Source organism: Paraburkholderia caledonica NBRC 102488 (assembly GCF_000685095.1).
GTDB lineage: Bacteria > Pseudomonadota > Gammaproteobacteria > Burkholderiales > Burkholderiaceae > Paraburkholderia > Paraburkholderia caledonica.
In genome coordinates this window covers 36,823-50,508 of the sequence record NZ_BAYE01000029.1, presented here as the reverse complement: position 1 = coordinate 50,508, position 13,686 = coordinate 36,823, and the positions used below count along the sequence as shown (strand labels likewise).

The 13,686-nt window shown below is 59.1% G+C and carries 14 protein-coding genes; 9 read left to right on the top strand and 5 right to left on the bottom strand.

Annotation, left to right across the window (positions count from 1 at the left end):
- Positions 1 to 547: 547 nt before the first annotated feature.
- The 6 genes from BCA01S_RS38830 to BCA01S_RS36620 all read left to right on the top strand — a co-directional run bounded on the left by BCA01S_RS38830 (position 548) and on the right by BCA01S_RS36620 (position 6,208).
- The gene (locus BCA01S_RS38830; RefSeq protein ID WP_156955125.1) at positions 548 to 1,339 is read left to right on the top strand and encodes a hypothetical protein; all 792 of its coding nucleotides are present in this window, start codon (positions 548 to 550) and stop codon (positions 1,337 to 1,339) included.
- Between the two features lie 409 nt (positions 1,340 to 1,748).
- A protein-coding gene (locus BCA01S_RS35685; protein WP_156955123.1) for an IS6 family transposase occupies positions 1,749 to 2,446 on the top strand; the annotation gives its coding sequence in 2 pieces (ribosomal slippage) (positions 1,749 to 2,355 and positions 2,355 to 2,446; 699 coding nt in all).
- A 196-nt stretch (positions 2,447 to 2,642) separates the two neighbouring features.
- Positions 2,643 to 2,873: a hypothetical protein gene (locus BCA01S_RS30725; RefSeq protein WP_156955121.1), complete on the top strand. Its 231-nt coding sequence runs from the start codon at positions 2,643 to 2,645 to the stop codon at positions 2,871 to 2,873.
- A gap of 80 nt (positions 2,874 to 2,953) precedes the next feature.
- Positions 2,954 to 3,343 carry a hypothetical protein gene (locus tag BCA01S_RS35680; RefSeq protein WP_042319985.1) on the top strand — a complete coding sequence of 130 codons (390 nt, stop codon included), beginning with the start codon at positions 2,954 to 2,956 and terminating at the stop codon, positions 3,341 to 3,343.
- A gap of 53 nt (positions 3,344 to 3,396) precedes the next feature.
- On the top strand, positions 3,397 to 5,694 hold the full coding sequence (locus BCA01S_RS35675; protein WP_063831984.1) for a beta-glucosidase family protein: 2,298 nt from the start codon (positions 3,397 to 3,399) through the stop codon (positions 5,692 to 5,694).
- A 163-nt stretch (positions 5,695 to 5,857) separates the two neighbouring features.
- A complete protein-coding gene (locus tag BCA01S_RS36620) occupies positions 5,858 to 6,208 on the top strand; it encodes a hypothetical protein (RefSeq protein WP_156955119.1) in 351 nt (116 codons plus the stop codon).
- 94 nt (positions 6,209 to 6,302) lie between these two features.
- Here the strand turns inward: BCA01S_RS36620 and BCA01S_RS30705 are convergent, their stop codons facing one another.
- The 3 genes from BCA01S_RS30705 to BCA01S_RS30695 all read right to left on the bottom strand — a co-directional run bounded on the left by BCA01S_RS30705 (position 6,303) and on the right by BCA01S_RS30695 (position 8,625).
- Positions 6,303 to 7,298, bottom strand: coding sequence for an alpha/beta hydrolase (locus BCA01S_RS30705; RefSeq protein WP_244146085.1), 996 nt, complete (start codon positions 7,296 to 7,298; stop codon positions 6,303 to 6,305).
- Between the two features lie 143 nt (positions 7,299 to 7,441).
- Entirely contained in the window at positions 7,442 to 7,816 is a 375-nt protein-coding gene (locus BCA01S_RS35665) for a MoaF-related domain-containing protein (RefSeq protein WP_042319984.1), read from the bottom strand.
- Between the two features lie 164 nt (positions 7,817 to 7,980).
- Positions 7,981 to 8,625 carry a hydrolase gene (locus BCA01S_RS30695; protein ID WP_027780178.1) on the bottom strand — a complete coding sequence of 215 codons (645 nt, stop codon included), beginning with the start codon at positions 8,623 to 8,625 and terminating at the stop codon, positions 7,981 to 7,983.
- A gap of 146 nt (positions 8,626 to 8,771) precedes the next feature.
- Between BCA01S_RS30695 and BCA01S_RS30690 the strand changes: the two genes are divergently transcribed.
- Entirely contained in the window at positions 8,772 to 9,644 is an 873-nt protein-coding gene (locus BCA01S_RS30690; protein ID WP_027780177.1) for a LysR family transcriptional regulator, read from the top strand.
- A gap of 795 nt (positions 9,645 to 10,439) precedes the next feature.
- Here BCA01S_RS30690 and BCA01S_RS30685 read toward each other — a convergent pair.
- Entirely contained in the window at positions 10,440 to 10,859 is a 420-nt protein-coding gene (locus BCA01S_RS30685) for a winged helix-turn-helix transcriptional regulator (RefSeq protein WP_027780176.1), read from the bottom strand.
- Between the two features lie 216 nt (positions 10,860 to 11,075).
- On the opposite strand from BCA01S_RS30685, the gene BCA01S_RS30680 reads away from it, so the two are divergent.
- Together BCA01S_RS30680 and BCA01S_RS30675 are read left to right on the top strand one after the other, a co-directional pair.
- Positions 11,076 to 11,948: an NmrA family NAD(P)-binding protein gene (locus BCA01S_RS30680; RefSeq protein WP_027780175.1), complete on the top strand. Its 873-nt coding sequence runs from the start codon at positions 11,076 to 11,078 to the stop codon at positions 11,946 to 11,948.
- Positions 11,949 to 12,028: 80 nt separating this feature from the next.
- Positions 12,029 to 12,400: a DoxX family protein gene (locus tag BCA01S_RS30675; protein WP_027780174.1), complete on the top strand. Its 372-nt coding sequence runs from the start codon at positions 12,029 to 12,031 to the stop codon at positions 12,398 to 12,400.
- 288 nt (positions 12,401 to 12,688) lie between these two features.
- Here BCA01S_RS30675 and BCA01S_RS30670 read toward each other — a convergent pair whose 3' ends face one another.
- On the bottom strand, positions 12,689 to 13,609 hold the full coding sequence (locus BCA01S_RS30670; RefSeq protein WP_027780173.1) for a LysR family transcriptional regulator: 921 nt from the start codon (positions 13,607 to 13,609) through the stop codon (positions 12,689 to 12,691).
- Between the last annotated feature and the right edge of the window lie 77 nt (positions 13,610 to 13,686).

Sequence of the window (13,686 nt, the reverse complement as noted above, 5' to 3'; positions counted from 1 at the left end):
GCGCCAGGTAGAAGCCGTCGTTCGGGGGGCTTGTACACAATTTGGGCGAACGGCCGCAACTGGCCGATTGGGTGAGGCCACCAACGGCCGCTTACCGGCATTCCAGTCCGCAAACCTGAAATTGGCTGACTGACCGGTTTAGAGCAAGTTGTCTGACCGGAGTGGGTGGCGACTGCTGCCTTATCTGGCGTCCGGCCCGAGCATCTGACGCTGCTCGCACGCGGCGCGTCTGCGCAGGCGGCCTCGAGCAAAAGCCCGGAAGCCCGCGCAAGAACGGTCGCAAGTCCCGACGACGCCGTGCTTGTGCGAACCGTCTCAGTGAGAGCATACCCAGCCCGAATGTTGCGATTGACCACAGTCATACGAAGCGTTGTCTGGGAATACGAACATTGCCCGGCTTAACAAGAAGCTTCGTCTCAGAATGCGAACGCCGCTCGGCGCAATCTGAGACGGAGCACCTAAAGTAGGGCGTCCATGAGCCGGACAATACCCTCGCAGCAGATACAGACATTGCTGATTGGGAAACGCCCCAGCAAAGGAACCCATTATGAAAGTCACATCCACTAGCACCAATACCATTTCTGGCAATTCACGGGAGAATCATTCCCAAACACCGACTGTGCAACCCAGAGCGCGGTCTCAATCATTGGGACCACTATCCGGACTCAGCGCCCGCCGTCAGAATCGGTCGACTGGCGGCGAGACGAACGCCACGATGGGGATGAACCGCACTACGGCGTTCCACGCGGGAACCCATAATGACTGTGGCTTGCACACCATCGCGTCCATGACGGGAATGTCGGAGGAAGCGGTCGTCAAAGCTCTGGGGCTGTCGCAACGGGACATCGAACATATCAGCGCGCACGGCATCGAGCCCGACCAGTTTACTGCGATGATGTCATATCTCAACAACGGCGATGTAATGCATCGCCACGGCACGGCTGCAGAACTAGTTAACGATTTCTTGCCGAACGTTCCCGACGGTCATCAGTTCGCTGTCGGGATGCAGCGCCCGGATGGAATAGGGCACCTCGTGGCCGCGGAGCGTGTAGGCGACCATCTGCAGATCCACGACAGGCAGATCGGAACACGGACTGATCTCCATAGCCAAGAGGAACTCAACGATTACATGTGGCGACAGGGTGCAACGCGTGTCCATACTTGGTACAACAAGAATTACTCAGGGACACCGAGCAACGCCGGCCACCCTCAAGCAGGCCACCCTCAAGCAGGCCACCCTCAAGCCTACCCTCAAGGAGGCCACCCTCAAGCCTACCCTCAAGGAGGTTACCCTCAAGCCTACCCTCAAGGAGGCTATCCTTACGGCGGTTGGAAGTAATTGTCAGTAAGCTCGAATTTGAGCACACCTAGAATTCCATGCTGAATGCGGGCAGGCTTGCGTCCGCAACCACAACTTGCGGACGGAACCGATAACAGAGAACTAGGTTGATGTCTTTCCGCTGCGCGTGACGGTGTTTATCCGATTGCCGAATGCTGGTGACGTTGGAGATAGCGGAGCCCGAGATGGACGATGCAGGGCTTGCTTTGTATGTCCGGTCTGCCGCTGCCGCAACCCATTGACCGCGCTGCCGCGTAAGAGCCCTGACGACCCATTGGAACTGGAGCGACTCCGCGACCAGGCATAGATCTCCGTCAGCCACGGATTGTTTCCGGGGCCGGGAAGGGCTCTGTCGCATTAACGCGGGAGAGGTAAAATTCGAGATTGAGGAAAACGCTTTGGCCACACGATGAAGAAGACACTGACGCCACGAACGAAGCTGGATCCGGGCATCGCCAAGGTGCTGAAGCGGCTGCACTATCCGCTTGAAGTGATCCTGCTGTGCGTGCGATGGTACGTTGCGTACTCGCTGAGTCTTCGCAATCTCGAGGAAATGATGGCTGAGCGCGACATTGGCGTCGATCATTCGACGGTGCATCGCTGGGTCGTCAAGGTCGTGCCGCTATTCGAAAAGACATTTCGCAAGCTCAAGCGTCCGGTCGGCAAGAGCTGGCGGGTTGACGAAACCTATATCAAGGTCAAGGGCTCGTGGAAGTATCTTTACCGGGCAGTGGATAAGGCGGGCAACACCATCGATTTTCTGTTCAGAGCCAAGCGGGACAAAGCTGCTGCGCGGCGCTTCTTCGAGAAGGCAATCGGTCGGAACGGCTCGCCCGAGACGGTAACCATCGACAAAAGCGGCTCCAATCTGGCCGCGCTTAACGCGATGAATGCCGACCGAGAGATGCCCATCACGGTTCGTCAGATCATGTATTTGAACAACATCGTGGAGCAGGATTATCGGGCCATCAAACGCCGAACCCGACCGATGCTCGGGTTCAAGGATTTCAACTGCCGCGGGTCATTCTGAGTGGCATCGAATTGATGCACATGATCAAGAAAGGACAGGTGAAATGTTCGGGCAGAACTTCGCTGTCTTCCGCCTAGCAATTTTACTCGTTGGCTTCGTAAGCTATCCTTCGCATATCACCTTTGCTTGACCCGCTTTCCTTACAGCGCCAGAACCTTGCGTGCTGCCAACCGTCGGAGCCGCCGAGCACAGGATCGGTACGGGGTTGGCATGAGGCCGAGGCCGGCCAACGGGCAGAAGGTCACCGCCGAGCTTGACGTAACCAGCAAGCAGTTGGCTGAACTCACCGCCGAACGATCGAACGATTACGGTGACCTCCTGAAAATCGCGAAGATGAAGGAGCGCCCTGAGGCGGCCTTCGTGCTCAAGGATGAGGGCGAGGTGAGCCGCGCGGCGTGCGCAATCTGCCCAACGCCTCGGACGACTACCGGGGTAGCGGCGTCCCACATCGGCAACTGGAAGCGCCATCGCCGTACCCAGTGGAAAGCCGTATCGCATGACTGAACGAAAGGCTGGCAAGGATTCCTTGCCAGCCTTTTTCTTTTGTAGCCCAGCCGTCGCGCGCGAGTCGCGCTCAAGCCGCTTTGCGACAGACCAAAGACGGCGGCGAGGACAGTCAGTTCAATGTTGACCACAAAGGAACAACGATTCCATCGCGAGCCCGCAGGCGCATAGATGCCTTCTTATGCCTATTTTCAACCGTCCGCGCGGTCCATCACCATCAGGCGCCGGGGACGACTGGCACGATTGGCCTGTTCAGCAGGGTTTACGAGATTGAAGCCGCGTCGAACGGCAGCACTAAGATTAGTCATAAGACGACGATCGATGCGGCTGCTTCCACTGAAGTAACTACCGTGCGTGATTTCCATCTTCAGCAGCCGGTCGAAGCGGGCTCGCCGAATGTCACTCCGATGAACTGTGACTCGAGCAAAAACGGCGACTGGATTTGCAATGCCGTAGTCAACAACGAATAGGCTCCCTGCACATCGGGTCCCCTTTTCATTGATCACTCGATCAAGGAACCGATATGTCCAATTCCAAAGCATCAGCTCATCTACCCGTAATCTCGCGTCGCGCAATCCGCATCGCATGCGAACGCGCCGTTGCAGTCGCCACGTTCGTTCTGCTGTCAGCGAGTGCGCCGCAAGCAGCAAGTGCGCCGCCGTGGATGAATACCGCTCTTGCTCCCGAGCAGCGAGCGGCATTGCTGGTCAGCGCGATGACATTGGATCAGAAAGCCGCGCAGTTACATGGCCAGAGCGGCACGATAGCCGAGGTGCCGGCGTGTGGAAACAGCATTCGCCACGTCCCGGGCATACCGGCGCTGAGCATTCCAACGTTTCGGATTACGAACGGACCTGTCGGTATTGGGGCGGGCGACTGCGTGCCGCAGGATCGGGCGACCGCACTGCCGATGTCGATGGCGCTGGCAGCGAGCTTCGATCCCACCCTTGCCCGAGCGTACGGCGCGCTGTTGGGCCGCGAAGCACGCATGCTGGGCACGCACGTGGTCGAGGCGCCCGGCATGAACGCAGTCCGCGTGGGACAGGGCGGCCGGAACTTCGAGTACCTTAGCGAAGACCCCGTGCTCGCCGGTGTTATCGCCGAGAACGAGATCCGCGGTGCGCAAGAGACTGGCGTCATTGCGATGTCAAAGCATTTCATACTCAACGATCAGGAGGCGAACCGTAACACTGTCAGCGCGGTCGTCGATGACCGTACGCTTCATGAAATTTATCTGCTGCCATTCGGCGTGTCCGTGAGAAGGGGCAACGTCGATTCGGTGATGTGTTCTTATAACCGGATCGGCCCGACGTACGCCTGTGAAACCCCGCGAACGCTCAATGCAATCTTGCGCGGTGAATTAGGATTCACCGGCTACGTGCAGTCCGACTTCGGCGCAACGCATTCGACTGCACCGTCGATGAATGCCGGTATGGACCTCGAGATGCAGTCGGGTATCTGGTTCACGCTGCCAAACATCAATCAGGCATTGGCGACAGGCGCGTTGACTATGGCGACGGTCAACCAGGCGCTGACGCGTCGCTACACGCAGATGTTCAAAGCGGGTATTTTCGATCGTCCGGTAGTCCGCACGCCGCTCGATTCCACGACGATCCAAAGTGACGGCGCCGAGGCCCGTGCGATCGGCGAACAGTCCGCGGTGTTATTGAAAAACAGCGGCAATCTGCTGCCGCTGTCGGGCGCGGTGAAATCGATCGCGATCGTTGGGCACAATACCTATGTGGATAATGCAATCGCTGGCGGAAGCGGTAGTTCGCTAGTGCTGCCTACCTACACGGTCGGCCCACTGCAGGGGATCACGAATGTGCTCCGGCAGCTAGGCTCCGGTGCGACCGTGAAGGTGCTCGCCGCGCCGAACGACGGGAGCATGGACGCCGCGGTCGCTGCGGCTGCGGCGAGCGCCGACGTCGCGATCGTGATGGCGGGCGTAGTGACCGGAGAGGGAACTGACCGTAGCGATCTGTCGTTACCAAAAGGGCAGGACAAGTTGATAGCGGCTGTTGCGAACAGCAATAAGCGAACGATCGTCGTTCTGAAGGACGGCGACCCGGTTCTGATGCCGTGGATCGATCAGGTCCCGGCAATCGTGGAGACATGGTATTCGGGACAGGAAGACGGCAACATTGTCGCGCGATTGCTCTTTGGACTGGCCAATCCTTCCGGCAAGCTGCCGGTGACGTATCCACGACTGGCTACGGATACTCCTACCAGCACGCCGGACCGCTACCCCGGAACGTCCGGGTCGGATCCCGTTGTGCAATATTCGGAGGGTCTACTGGTCGGTTACAGGTGGTATGACACGCGACAGATCAAACCGTTGTTCGCGTTTGGTCACGGCTTGTCGTATACCTCGTTCAAGATTTCCGACGTCCACGTTTCGCCGCGTGGCTATACCGGCAACGGCCCAATTCAGGTCGCGCTGACCGTGGAGAACACCGGGCTGCGGGAAGGCGCAGAGGTCGCACAGGTCTACCTGGGCTTGCCGCCCAACCTCGGCGAACCCGCGAAGCGGCTGATCGCGTTCCAGAAAGTGCTGCTCAAACCGGGCGAGAAGAGGGCGTTCTCGCTGTACATCTATCCGATTAACGGTTTTCACGCGCTTAGCTACTGGGACAGTCCAGCGCAGAGCTGGAAAATCGCCGCGGGGACTTATACGGTTTATGTCGGCAATGCATCCGACAACATAGTTGCACAGAGCACCTTTACGGTTAACGTGGCGATGCGCGACTCCGGCGATGGCGATGACAATGTCAGCCGTGATCCGGCTCCGTTCGGATGGGACTGGGCCCGACGGCCATGAATCGGCATGGTCGGCGCGATGGCACGGACGTCGCTTAATCGTCCGGTGAGTATGGCTGCGATAAGCTCCCGCCGATCGCTTTTCCCGCCGCAAGTCACTGCAGTGCGAGCTCGCAGCGACTCTGTTCTGGCGGTCTGTTTTTAAAGCATCTGTTGAGGCGACGATGATGCGCAGCTACGAATATGGAAGCTTCAACCTCGAGATCTGCGTTGAGTCTGATTTCAGTAGCGTCGCGGATAAGAACAAGCGCAAGCGCGTTCGATATTTCGCGATCGTCCGTATCCATGGGCCGTCCGGTACGACCGCGCCGGCGTCTCCGCTGCGTTTCGCGGATGTCGGCAGTTGGGCATTCGTAACCCAGGCCGATGCACTGATGTGCGGCTATAGTTGCCATTTGCTGCCAGTCGCCGAGACGAACATCATGTCATTCAAGTGGCTGCTGTCGTGCAAACAGAGGTCAGCCTTTTCCGAGGAAAGAGAGCACCAGCGAATGTCTCCTCCAATAGGAGAATGACCTACCCGTCCAAGTAAGCGCAGTCTGAATTAGGTGGTCGGGCAGCTGCCCGAGCGAACAAGGAAGACCGTTTTGCGATGAAGTCCCGCGTGCCTCATTTTCCCCATCGCTGCTTCACGAAGCTGGCGATTTCAGACTGCAATTCACGGTCTTCTGGCGTCATACCTCCAAAGCCGCCGTGGGGCATAGCTTCAAAGATGTGGAGGTCGGCCGATACGCCCGCCCGGCGCAAAGCACGATGCATTCGCACCGCATTGGAGAGAAACAGATCGCGTGTCCCCGATTGGATAAAGGTCGCAGGTAAGCCCGTGAGATCGCCAAACAGGGGCGATAAATACGAATGCGATAAATCTGCACCGGCCGCGTAGAGGAGGTTGTTCGACATCAGCGAGCCAGGCAGCACCACGTCGACAAGCCGATTGGTCTCGAAGCTGTCGCCGGACTCCGTTAGATCGGCCTGTGGTGACAACAGGACTAGGCCGGCGGGCAGAGGCAAGCCTTCGTCCCGTGCCCGCAGCAACGTCGCAACCGCAAGATTCCCGCCTGACGAGCGACCGCCAATGACGATGTTTTCCGGCGCATGTCGCTCCAGGACATGGCGATAAGCAGAGAGGCCATCGTCCAGGGCGGAAGGATACGGGTGTTCGGGCGGCGTCCTGTAATCGACGCCGTAGCACCGCACACCATGTTGATCGGCCTGCAACTGCGCGCCGAAGCGACATGCGTCGCCTCCACCGAACACCAGCGCACCGCCGTGGAAATCGATAAAAGCGCGGTCCATATTGAATGGCGCTTCGGGCGTGGCGACATGGATGGTGGCATGGTCGGTTCTGATGGTCTCAACGGTAGAACGTAGGCGACCCGTCAGTCCCTTTACCGCCGCCGCATACTGCTTGTTGACCGTAGCCTTGATGCGCAGCCAGCCCCCGTAATCGTCAGGTCCTGGCATAACGAAGCCTGTGTTGAGCACGGTTCCATCATTACCAACGAGCCGCTCGAGGGCGACGCGCGCCTCGATGCTTATCGAAGCAGGAAACGGGACGGTGTGTTCTGGTATAACAACGCCGCGTTTTTGATCGTCCATCAGCATGGAACCCTACCTGTGTTTACATTCTTCAAACCGCGCCGCTCTCGTCCGAGGCCTTAGGTGGACGGCGGCAAAGTGCCACGCAAGCGTGGCTCGTGTACGGTCCACCGCGGTGTCTGGCGCGGTCAACGCTTGGCGTCAGTGTGTCAGCCGCGCGATGGAAGGGTGTCGTTCATAGACCGCTTACGATCATTTGAGATCTTGTTAGCGGATCGTGTTACCACCATCGAGCCAGTCATGCGCCAGAACTCGCCGCTGGTCAGCGTCACGAAAGATTGGAACACAGCGCGATCATAGTCCTGGACGTTGACTACCGTCGCACCGTTCGACTCTTTCCAACTTACAGCGAAAAGACTGTCGCCGATCGGTGCGACCTGAATTTCAACCGTCTCGGTCCGAGCAAACCTGCCCTCCCTAATCGCGAAGGTCAGTTCGGTCGCCGATTGGATCCTCAAGTACACCTTGAAGGGCGGGTAGGAAACTTCCATCTCCTGTCCGACGGGAAAACCTTTTATCGTCATGTTCACAATTCCTTTAGCGAGAACGGCACTGACAGTCAGAAACGGCTGCGGTTTTGCTGTGTTGGCCGGGCCACGAACGTAATGCGAAGAGAATGACCCGCCACGGCCGACCGACTGACATAGGTAGTCGAGCGCGCGCTGTGTCATTCCCTCTGAGATTGGAGTCAGGCGGAAACTGGCGTGTTAAGAAGCTGTTGCTCCCAGAAATAGGCAATGCCGCTACCGGCAGCATGCTGGCTCAACACCTCAGTCATCGCGCCCGCAGTTTCGGTACGAGCCCAGTCGCGTTGCCACTCGGCTGCCAGCGCCAGCCAGGTCATCATGTTCGCCCCAGCCGCGATCATGCGCTGTATAGCGACCTGGTGCGCTTCCACCGATGTACCGCCTGATGCGTCTGTGATGACCGTGGTATCCCAGCCTTCGCCGAGCGCCTGGATGACCGGCATCGCCACACAGATTTCAGTCCACAGACCAGCGATGATCAGTTGCTTCCGCCCCGTCGCTTTGACGGCGTCAACGACTTTTTTGTCTTCCCATGTGTTAATGAGAGTTCGGTCGATCACTTCCTGGTCCGGGAAAACGTCGGTGATCTGCGGAAAGAGCAGACCGCCGCGCGCGGCGACCACACTCGTGAGGATAGTTGGAACGCCAAAGAGCTTGGCCGACTTTGCCAAAGCAGTCGAGGCGTTGACCACGGCCTGGGGATCGTGGCTGTTCAGGTTAGCGAGTTGGTATGGCTGGTGGTCGATTAAGACGAGTACAGAATCTTCCGGGCGGAGGAGCGAATTGAGGCCATTGCGAAATGCCATAAAAATCCTCGGTGTTTAAGAAAATGATGGGGGTATTCGTTGGAGACTCGCCGACAAGCAGCGGTCAATCGGATGTTGGCATTCCCTATTACGCGACGCTAGGCTACAATTCGGCGACGCTCTGTCGCGCCAAGTGGAACGCAGAATTGGACATCGAAGAACTTCAGACGTTTGTTGAGGTGGCGGACTCGGGCGGCGTTTCGCCCGCTGCGCGCCGTTTGGGGGTCTCAAAATCCATCGTTAGCCGAAGACTTTTGCGGCTTGAATCAGAGCTTGGCGTCCAACTCCTGGCAAGGACAACCCGTGGCGCTGCTCTGACTGAAGCGGGCACAGCCTTTCGCGACCACGCCGCCCGCGTCGTTGCCGAGATCGACGCTGCCAGGGAGACAATTTCACCAGCCGGCCACCTGCGCGGCCGCTTGCGAATCGCAGCACCCCTCACGTTCGGCCCGACTCATTTGTCACCTGTTCTGGCTGAAATGGCGCGGCGTCACCCGCTGCTGCACATCCACACCTGCTACAGTGACCGCGTAGTCGACCTGGTTGGCGAAGGATATGACTGCGCTATTCGGATCGGCTACCTTCAGGATTCAAATCTCATCGCGAAGTGCGTTGGACCGATCTACGGAAAGCTCGTCGCAAGCCCTGACTATGTCAAAGCGCACGGCGCGCCTGAAACACCGGACGAACTTCTCGGTCACCAGGCTCTAATGCAGGGGACGGAAAGCTGGCGGTTTACGGATGGCGACAATGTCATAACCGTTCATCCGCGGGGGCGTTTCAAGGCTGACAACGCCATCGCTATCGCTTCCGCCGCAGTGGCTGGGCTCGGCCTCGCATGGCTTCCCGACGGCGTAACGGATCAATACGTAGCTTCTGGCGCGCTCGTGCCGGTCATGTGTCGTTTCCCACCGCCGACCGCGGGTATATATGTTGTGCGCCCGCCCGGTCTTAACCCATCAGCGAAGGTCCGGGTCCTAACTGATATGCTCGTCGAATGTTTTGACCAGCACGCCTAGACGCTTCGCGTCTCTAGGCACTTCGAGGGCAGGACGCCAGCCGCACCTATGTTCCAGCTAGCGCGATGCGCTCGATCGGGATCTCCAGGAGCGCTTCCGTTGCCCGGACTAGTTGGAACAGCGGGTAGCTAACGCGGGTGCGCCGCTTGCCGGAACACGAGATGTTGGCGCAATCGTCGACCGGCGTGTACCGATGACGTGGTGAACTGGCAAAGATCCCAAAAACTTTCCGGCCGCAGCTCGGACGGCGGTTTGTCTGCACCTTCGACCAGTCCGATAGTGCCTATTGTGGCGTTATTCAGCGGGGCGAACCACTACCACGGTCGCTGCCGACGCTCGTCGTCGAACCCACTCGTGGTCCGTTCGTACCTTCTCAACGGCCGTTCGCGCCGTTGGATCGATGTGGCCGAAGTGGGTCCGTACTGAGCCAACAGCGTCATGCAGGGGGCGGCCACAATCGGAACTTTGTCAACCGCCCTTCAGAACGGCTGGACGTCCGCAGATCCGTCGACAACGGACATTGACCGGACGACGTAACCCCGATAGCGGGTCCACAGCGGCGGTTCCGGTCGCATAACAAGTACCGGTTGTGAATGCGGTTTTGCCCTCGACGTCCCGGTCGGCCAACAGCACATTCAGATTTCACGGCGGCCTTTTTCGATTGGTAAGTCGGTCCTCCTTCCACCGAGGCGACGAGTAGGAAACCAGTGATATGTCCTTCCGCGCCATCTGCGAAGCCGGACATAAACTGGCCGCTTCAGGCTTTCGCCATCACTCTCACATCAGGCCTAGCACCTAGCGTGGGATATCACCGGGTGCGCCGTCAAAGCGGACGCGCGCGGCATGGATCTCGGGATAACGACGATCGGCCCAATCGATGAGGGCCGCCATCGGTTCCAGCAGGGATTGGCCTAGCGGAGCCAGACGATATTCGACGCTTGGCGGGCTGGTGGGAAAAACATGGCGGGTGATGAGTCCGTCGCGCTCCAGATCGCGAAGTGTCTGGGTAAGCATGCGCTTGGAAATGTCCGGGATGGCTCGGTGAAGCTCACTGAAGCGCTGCGATCGCGTCGCGAGCTCCATGATCATAAGCATGCTCCATTTGTCGCCGATGCGGTCAAGCACGTCGCGAACCGCGCAGTGTGCGGGCTGGGCGTCGCCTAATTGACGTTGATATCGGCTGAATCTCTCGATCGCATTCTGGGCGGTGCTCATTCGGGTTCCCTTTAACTCTTCTGGTAACAAAAAACTGCCTCCTTACAGCGCGAGGCATAGGTCTCTATGATAGACCTGCCCTCAAACAAAGACCGTTCCCGCAGAGAGCTCTGATGTCACCCCCCTGTTCCCGCCCGCCTTCGGTACCAGACTGCGGCGGACATGTGGGGCGGGGCGTGTGGTCGAGTCGCGGGATACAAATTTCAGGAGAAACACATGTTTTTGGTAATGGGAATCACGGGACGCGTAGGCGGCGCAACGGCGCAACATCTTTTGGCGCAAGGCAAGAAAGTCCGGGCGCTGGTCCGCAATCGCGAGAAGGCGGCGAATTGGGCGGATCAGGGTGTGGCACTGGTCGACGGCGACTGGAATGATACGGCCGCCGTGGAGAGGGCGCTCGAAGGGGTCGAAGGTGCATTTGTCATGCTGCCGGCGGTCTGGGCACCCTCGCCGGATTTCGGGGAAGCAAAGAGCGTGATCGCGAACTATGTCGAGGCGCTGGCCAGGGTAGTGCCGCCGCGGGTGGTTGTGCTGTCATCGATGGGTGCGAACAGAACCAGCGGGCTGGGAATGATCACCGCCCTGTCGCTTCTGGAACAAGCACTGCGCCACCTGACGTTGCCGATCGCCTATGTGCGAGCCGGCGGATTTTTCGAGAACTTCCTTTACGGCTTGCATGTCGCCCAGGGCGGCACGCTACCCGTCTACTACAATCCGACGAGTCGGAAGTCGACCATGGTCGCGACCGACGATGTCGGCGCCGAGGTGGCGACGCTGCTGACCGGGCCGGCGTGGTCCGGGCAACGCGTCGTCGAGCTCGGTTCGATGGTCAGCGCGGACGAAATCGCGGCCCAGCTAGGCGAAGTCTTGCAGCGCGACGTCAAGGCCTTTGCCATCCCGCGGGCCGGGTGGCCGGCAGCGTTTGAACAGTTCGGCATTCCGAAGGGCCACACCGGACCGGCCGAAGCGATGTTCGATGCCGTCAACGCGGGCTGGATGGACCTCGGCGTCGCGGGCACGGGGCACGTCGCGGGCACGACATCCCCTCGCGATGTCTTTGCGGCGGCCTACAAGGCCACCACGGCATGAACAGAGCAGATCGTGTCGGCTCGTCGACCAGGCGGCCACACTGATGTTCGGCAGCGCTCTCATCGGAGAAGGTAGAACGAATGTCCAAGATTTCCTGGCGCCAAATATTACCTTTGGTTCTCGCGGCTTTTTTCGTCGTGGGATCACTCAGCAACATCGTCGCCCCGCGATCCATCTTCGACGAATACCTGGAGTGGGGATATCCGCAGTGGTTCCATTTCGTGACCGGTTTGCTGGAGCTCATGACCGCTGTTCTGCTGGCGCGAGCACGGACGCGGCTGTGGGGCTCGGCGCTCGGCTGTACCGTGATGCTGGCTGCGCTGGCAACCGTGACAGTCCACGGCGAATACGGACATGGGGTCGCGCCAGTTCTCGTGGCGACACTATCGATTGTTGCCGGCTGGATTGCATGGCGCAAGCGGCTCGCTGCCGGTTCTATGGCTCGGGCCTAAATCTTACGCGGCCTTCAAGAGCTTGAAAGCATGCTGGAAGTGCTATTGCCAACACCAGCTATCCGTTTCAAATCCGGTTGGAACAGGGGTTAACTTGTTGAATTGAACTTGGCGGTTGGTTGGTCAACGGGCGACCGAAGCACTTCGGAAGCGGTCATCGACGTCCTGTGCTCGCGGCAGGCCTATACAGGGTCGATTGAGATAGATACCGCCAACTGCGTGCGTACTACACCGACTCGACCGCCGAGATATCCAAAAGGCGAGTTGCAAGAAGAGAGCCAAAACCTGCTAAGGCGCGTGGACGCCGTCAGATTGCTCCCATAGGGTCTTCAAGTGGTCGACGAACCATTTGCCAGCGGGTCCGGGGGGCTGCGAGGGTCGGTGATATACCGACATGGTCAACATCCAGCCGCTGGGCGGCATGTCGTCCACGTCCAGAACGACCAACGTACCTGCCGCGATGTCCTTATCGACCATGTGCAAGGGCATTCCCCCCCATCCCACGCAGTCTTTGAGAAACGCATATTTCGTCGACAAGTCCGCCAGACGCCACGTGGAGGCTGACGCAACTCCGAAATCACGACCTGCGGTGAGATCCGACCTGTCTGTCAGGACCAGTTGGACGTGTTTGGCAAGTTCATGCCGTGGTATGCGATGACCCACGCCTGCGAGGGGATGGCGTGGAGAAGCAACTGCAACGAGCGGCAGTTCGCCAAGCCGCTCGCTAACCAATGACGGAAATGCCTGCGGCAGCGGGGGCAGGATGCCCAAACTGCAGCGCCCGTCCAGAACGGGTTGATAGGCCGCTCCCAAGCCCTCGACGAAAAGCCGCAGCGGCGTCAGCGGGAAATGCTCTGCGAATGCTTTGGCGACGGCACTGACCACCGACGTTGGGAAGAAAACGTCGACCACCACCGAGAGTTCCGCCTCCACTCCCGAAGTCATGAGCCTTGCTCGTGCCTTCAGCGTGTCCACCCCAGCGACGACGTTGCGGGCGTCAGCTAGCAATAGCAAGCCCTGCGGTGTGAGTTTCGGGAACCGGCCCGAGCGGTCGAACAGCACGACGCCTAATTGATCTTCCAGTCCGCCAACCCAGCCGCTCACCGCGGACTGTACACGGTTGAGCTTTCGGCCCGCAGCCGAGAAGCTGCCCTCGTCCACAGCGGCAATGAAGGTTCTGAGTTGATCCAGCGAGATCCCATCCAGCATCAGCCTCGTCATCCATCTCTAATGTAGATCGATTGTATCTCAACATACCGGCTTCTCAGATGCATGCCGCACTGCCA

Excerpts from the sequence above, each read along its gene's own strand:
- BCA01S_RS38830 (WP_156955125.1), top strand. The coding sequence starts at position 548 with ATGAAAGTCACATCCACTAGCACCAATACCATTTCTGGCAATTCACGG.
- BCA01S_RS35675 (WP_063831984.1), top strand. The coding sequence starts at position 3,397 with ATGTCCAATTCCAAAGCATCAGCTCATCTACCCGTAATCTCGCGTCGC.
- BCA01S_RS36620 (WP_156955119.1), top strand. The coding sequence starts at position 5,858 with ATGATGCGCAGCTACGAATATGGAAGCTTCAACCTCGAGATCTGCGTT.
- BCA01S_RS30705 (WP_244146085.1), bottom strand. The coding sequence starts at position 7,298 with ATGCTGATGGACGATCAAAAACGCGGCGTTGTTATACCAGAACACACC.
- BCA01S_RS35665 (WP_042319984.1), bottom strand. The coding sequence starts at position 7,816 with ATGACGATAAAAGGTTTTCCCGTCGGACAGGAGATGGAAGTTTCCTAC.
- BCA01S_RS30695 (WP_027780178.1), bottom strand. The coding sequence starts at position 8,625 with ATGGCATTTCGCAATGGCCTCAATTCGCTCCTCCGCCCGGAAGATTCT.
- BCA01S_RS30685 (WP_027780176.1), bottom strand. The coding sequence starts at position 10,859 with ATGAGCACCGCCCAGAATGCGATCGAGAGATTCAGCCGATATCAACGT.
- BCA01S_RS30680 (WP_027780175.1), top strand. The coding sequence starts at position 11,076 with ATGTTTTTGGTAATGGGAATCACGGGACGCGTAGGCGGCGCAACGGCG.
- BCA01S_RS30675 (WP_027780174.1), top strand. The coding sequence starts at position 12,029 with ATGTCCAAGATTTCCTGGCGCCAAATATTACCTTTGGTTCTCGCGGCT.
- BCA01S_RS30670 (WP_027780173.1), bottom strand. The coding sequence starts at position 13,609 with ATGCTGGATGGGATCTCGCTGGATCAACTCAGAACCTTCATTGCCGCT.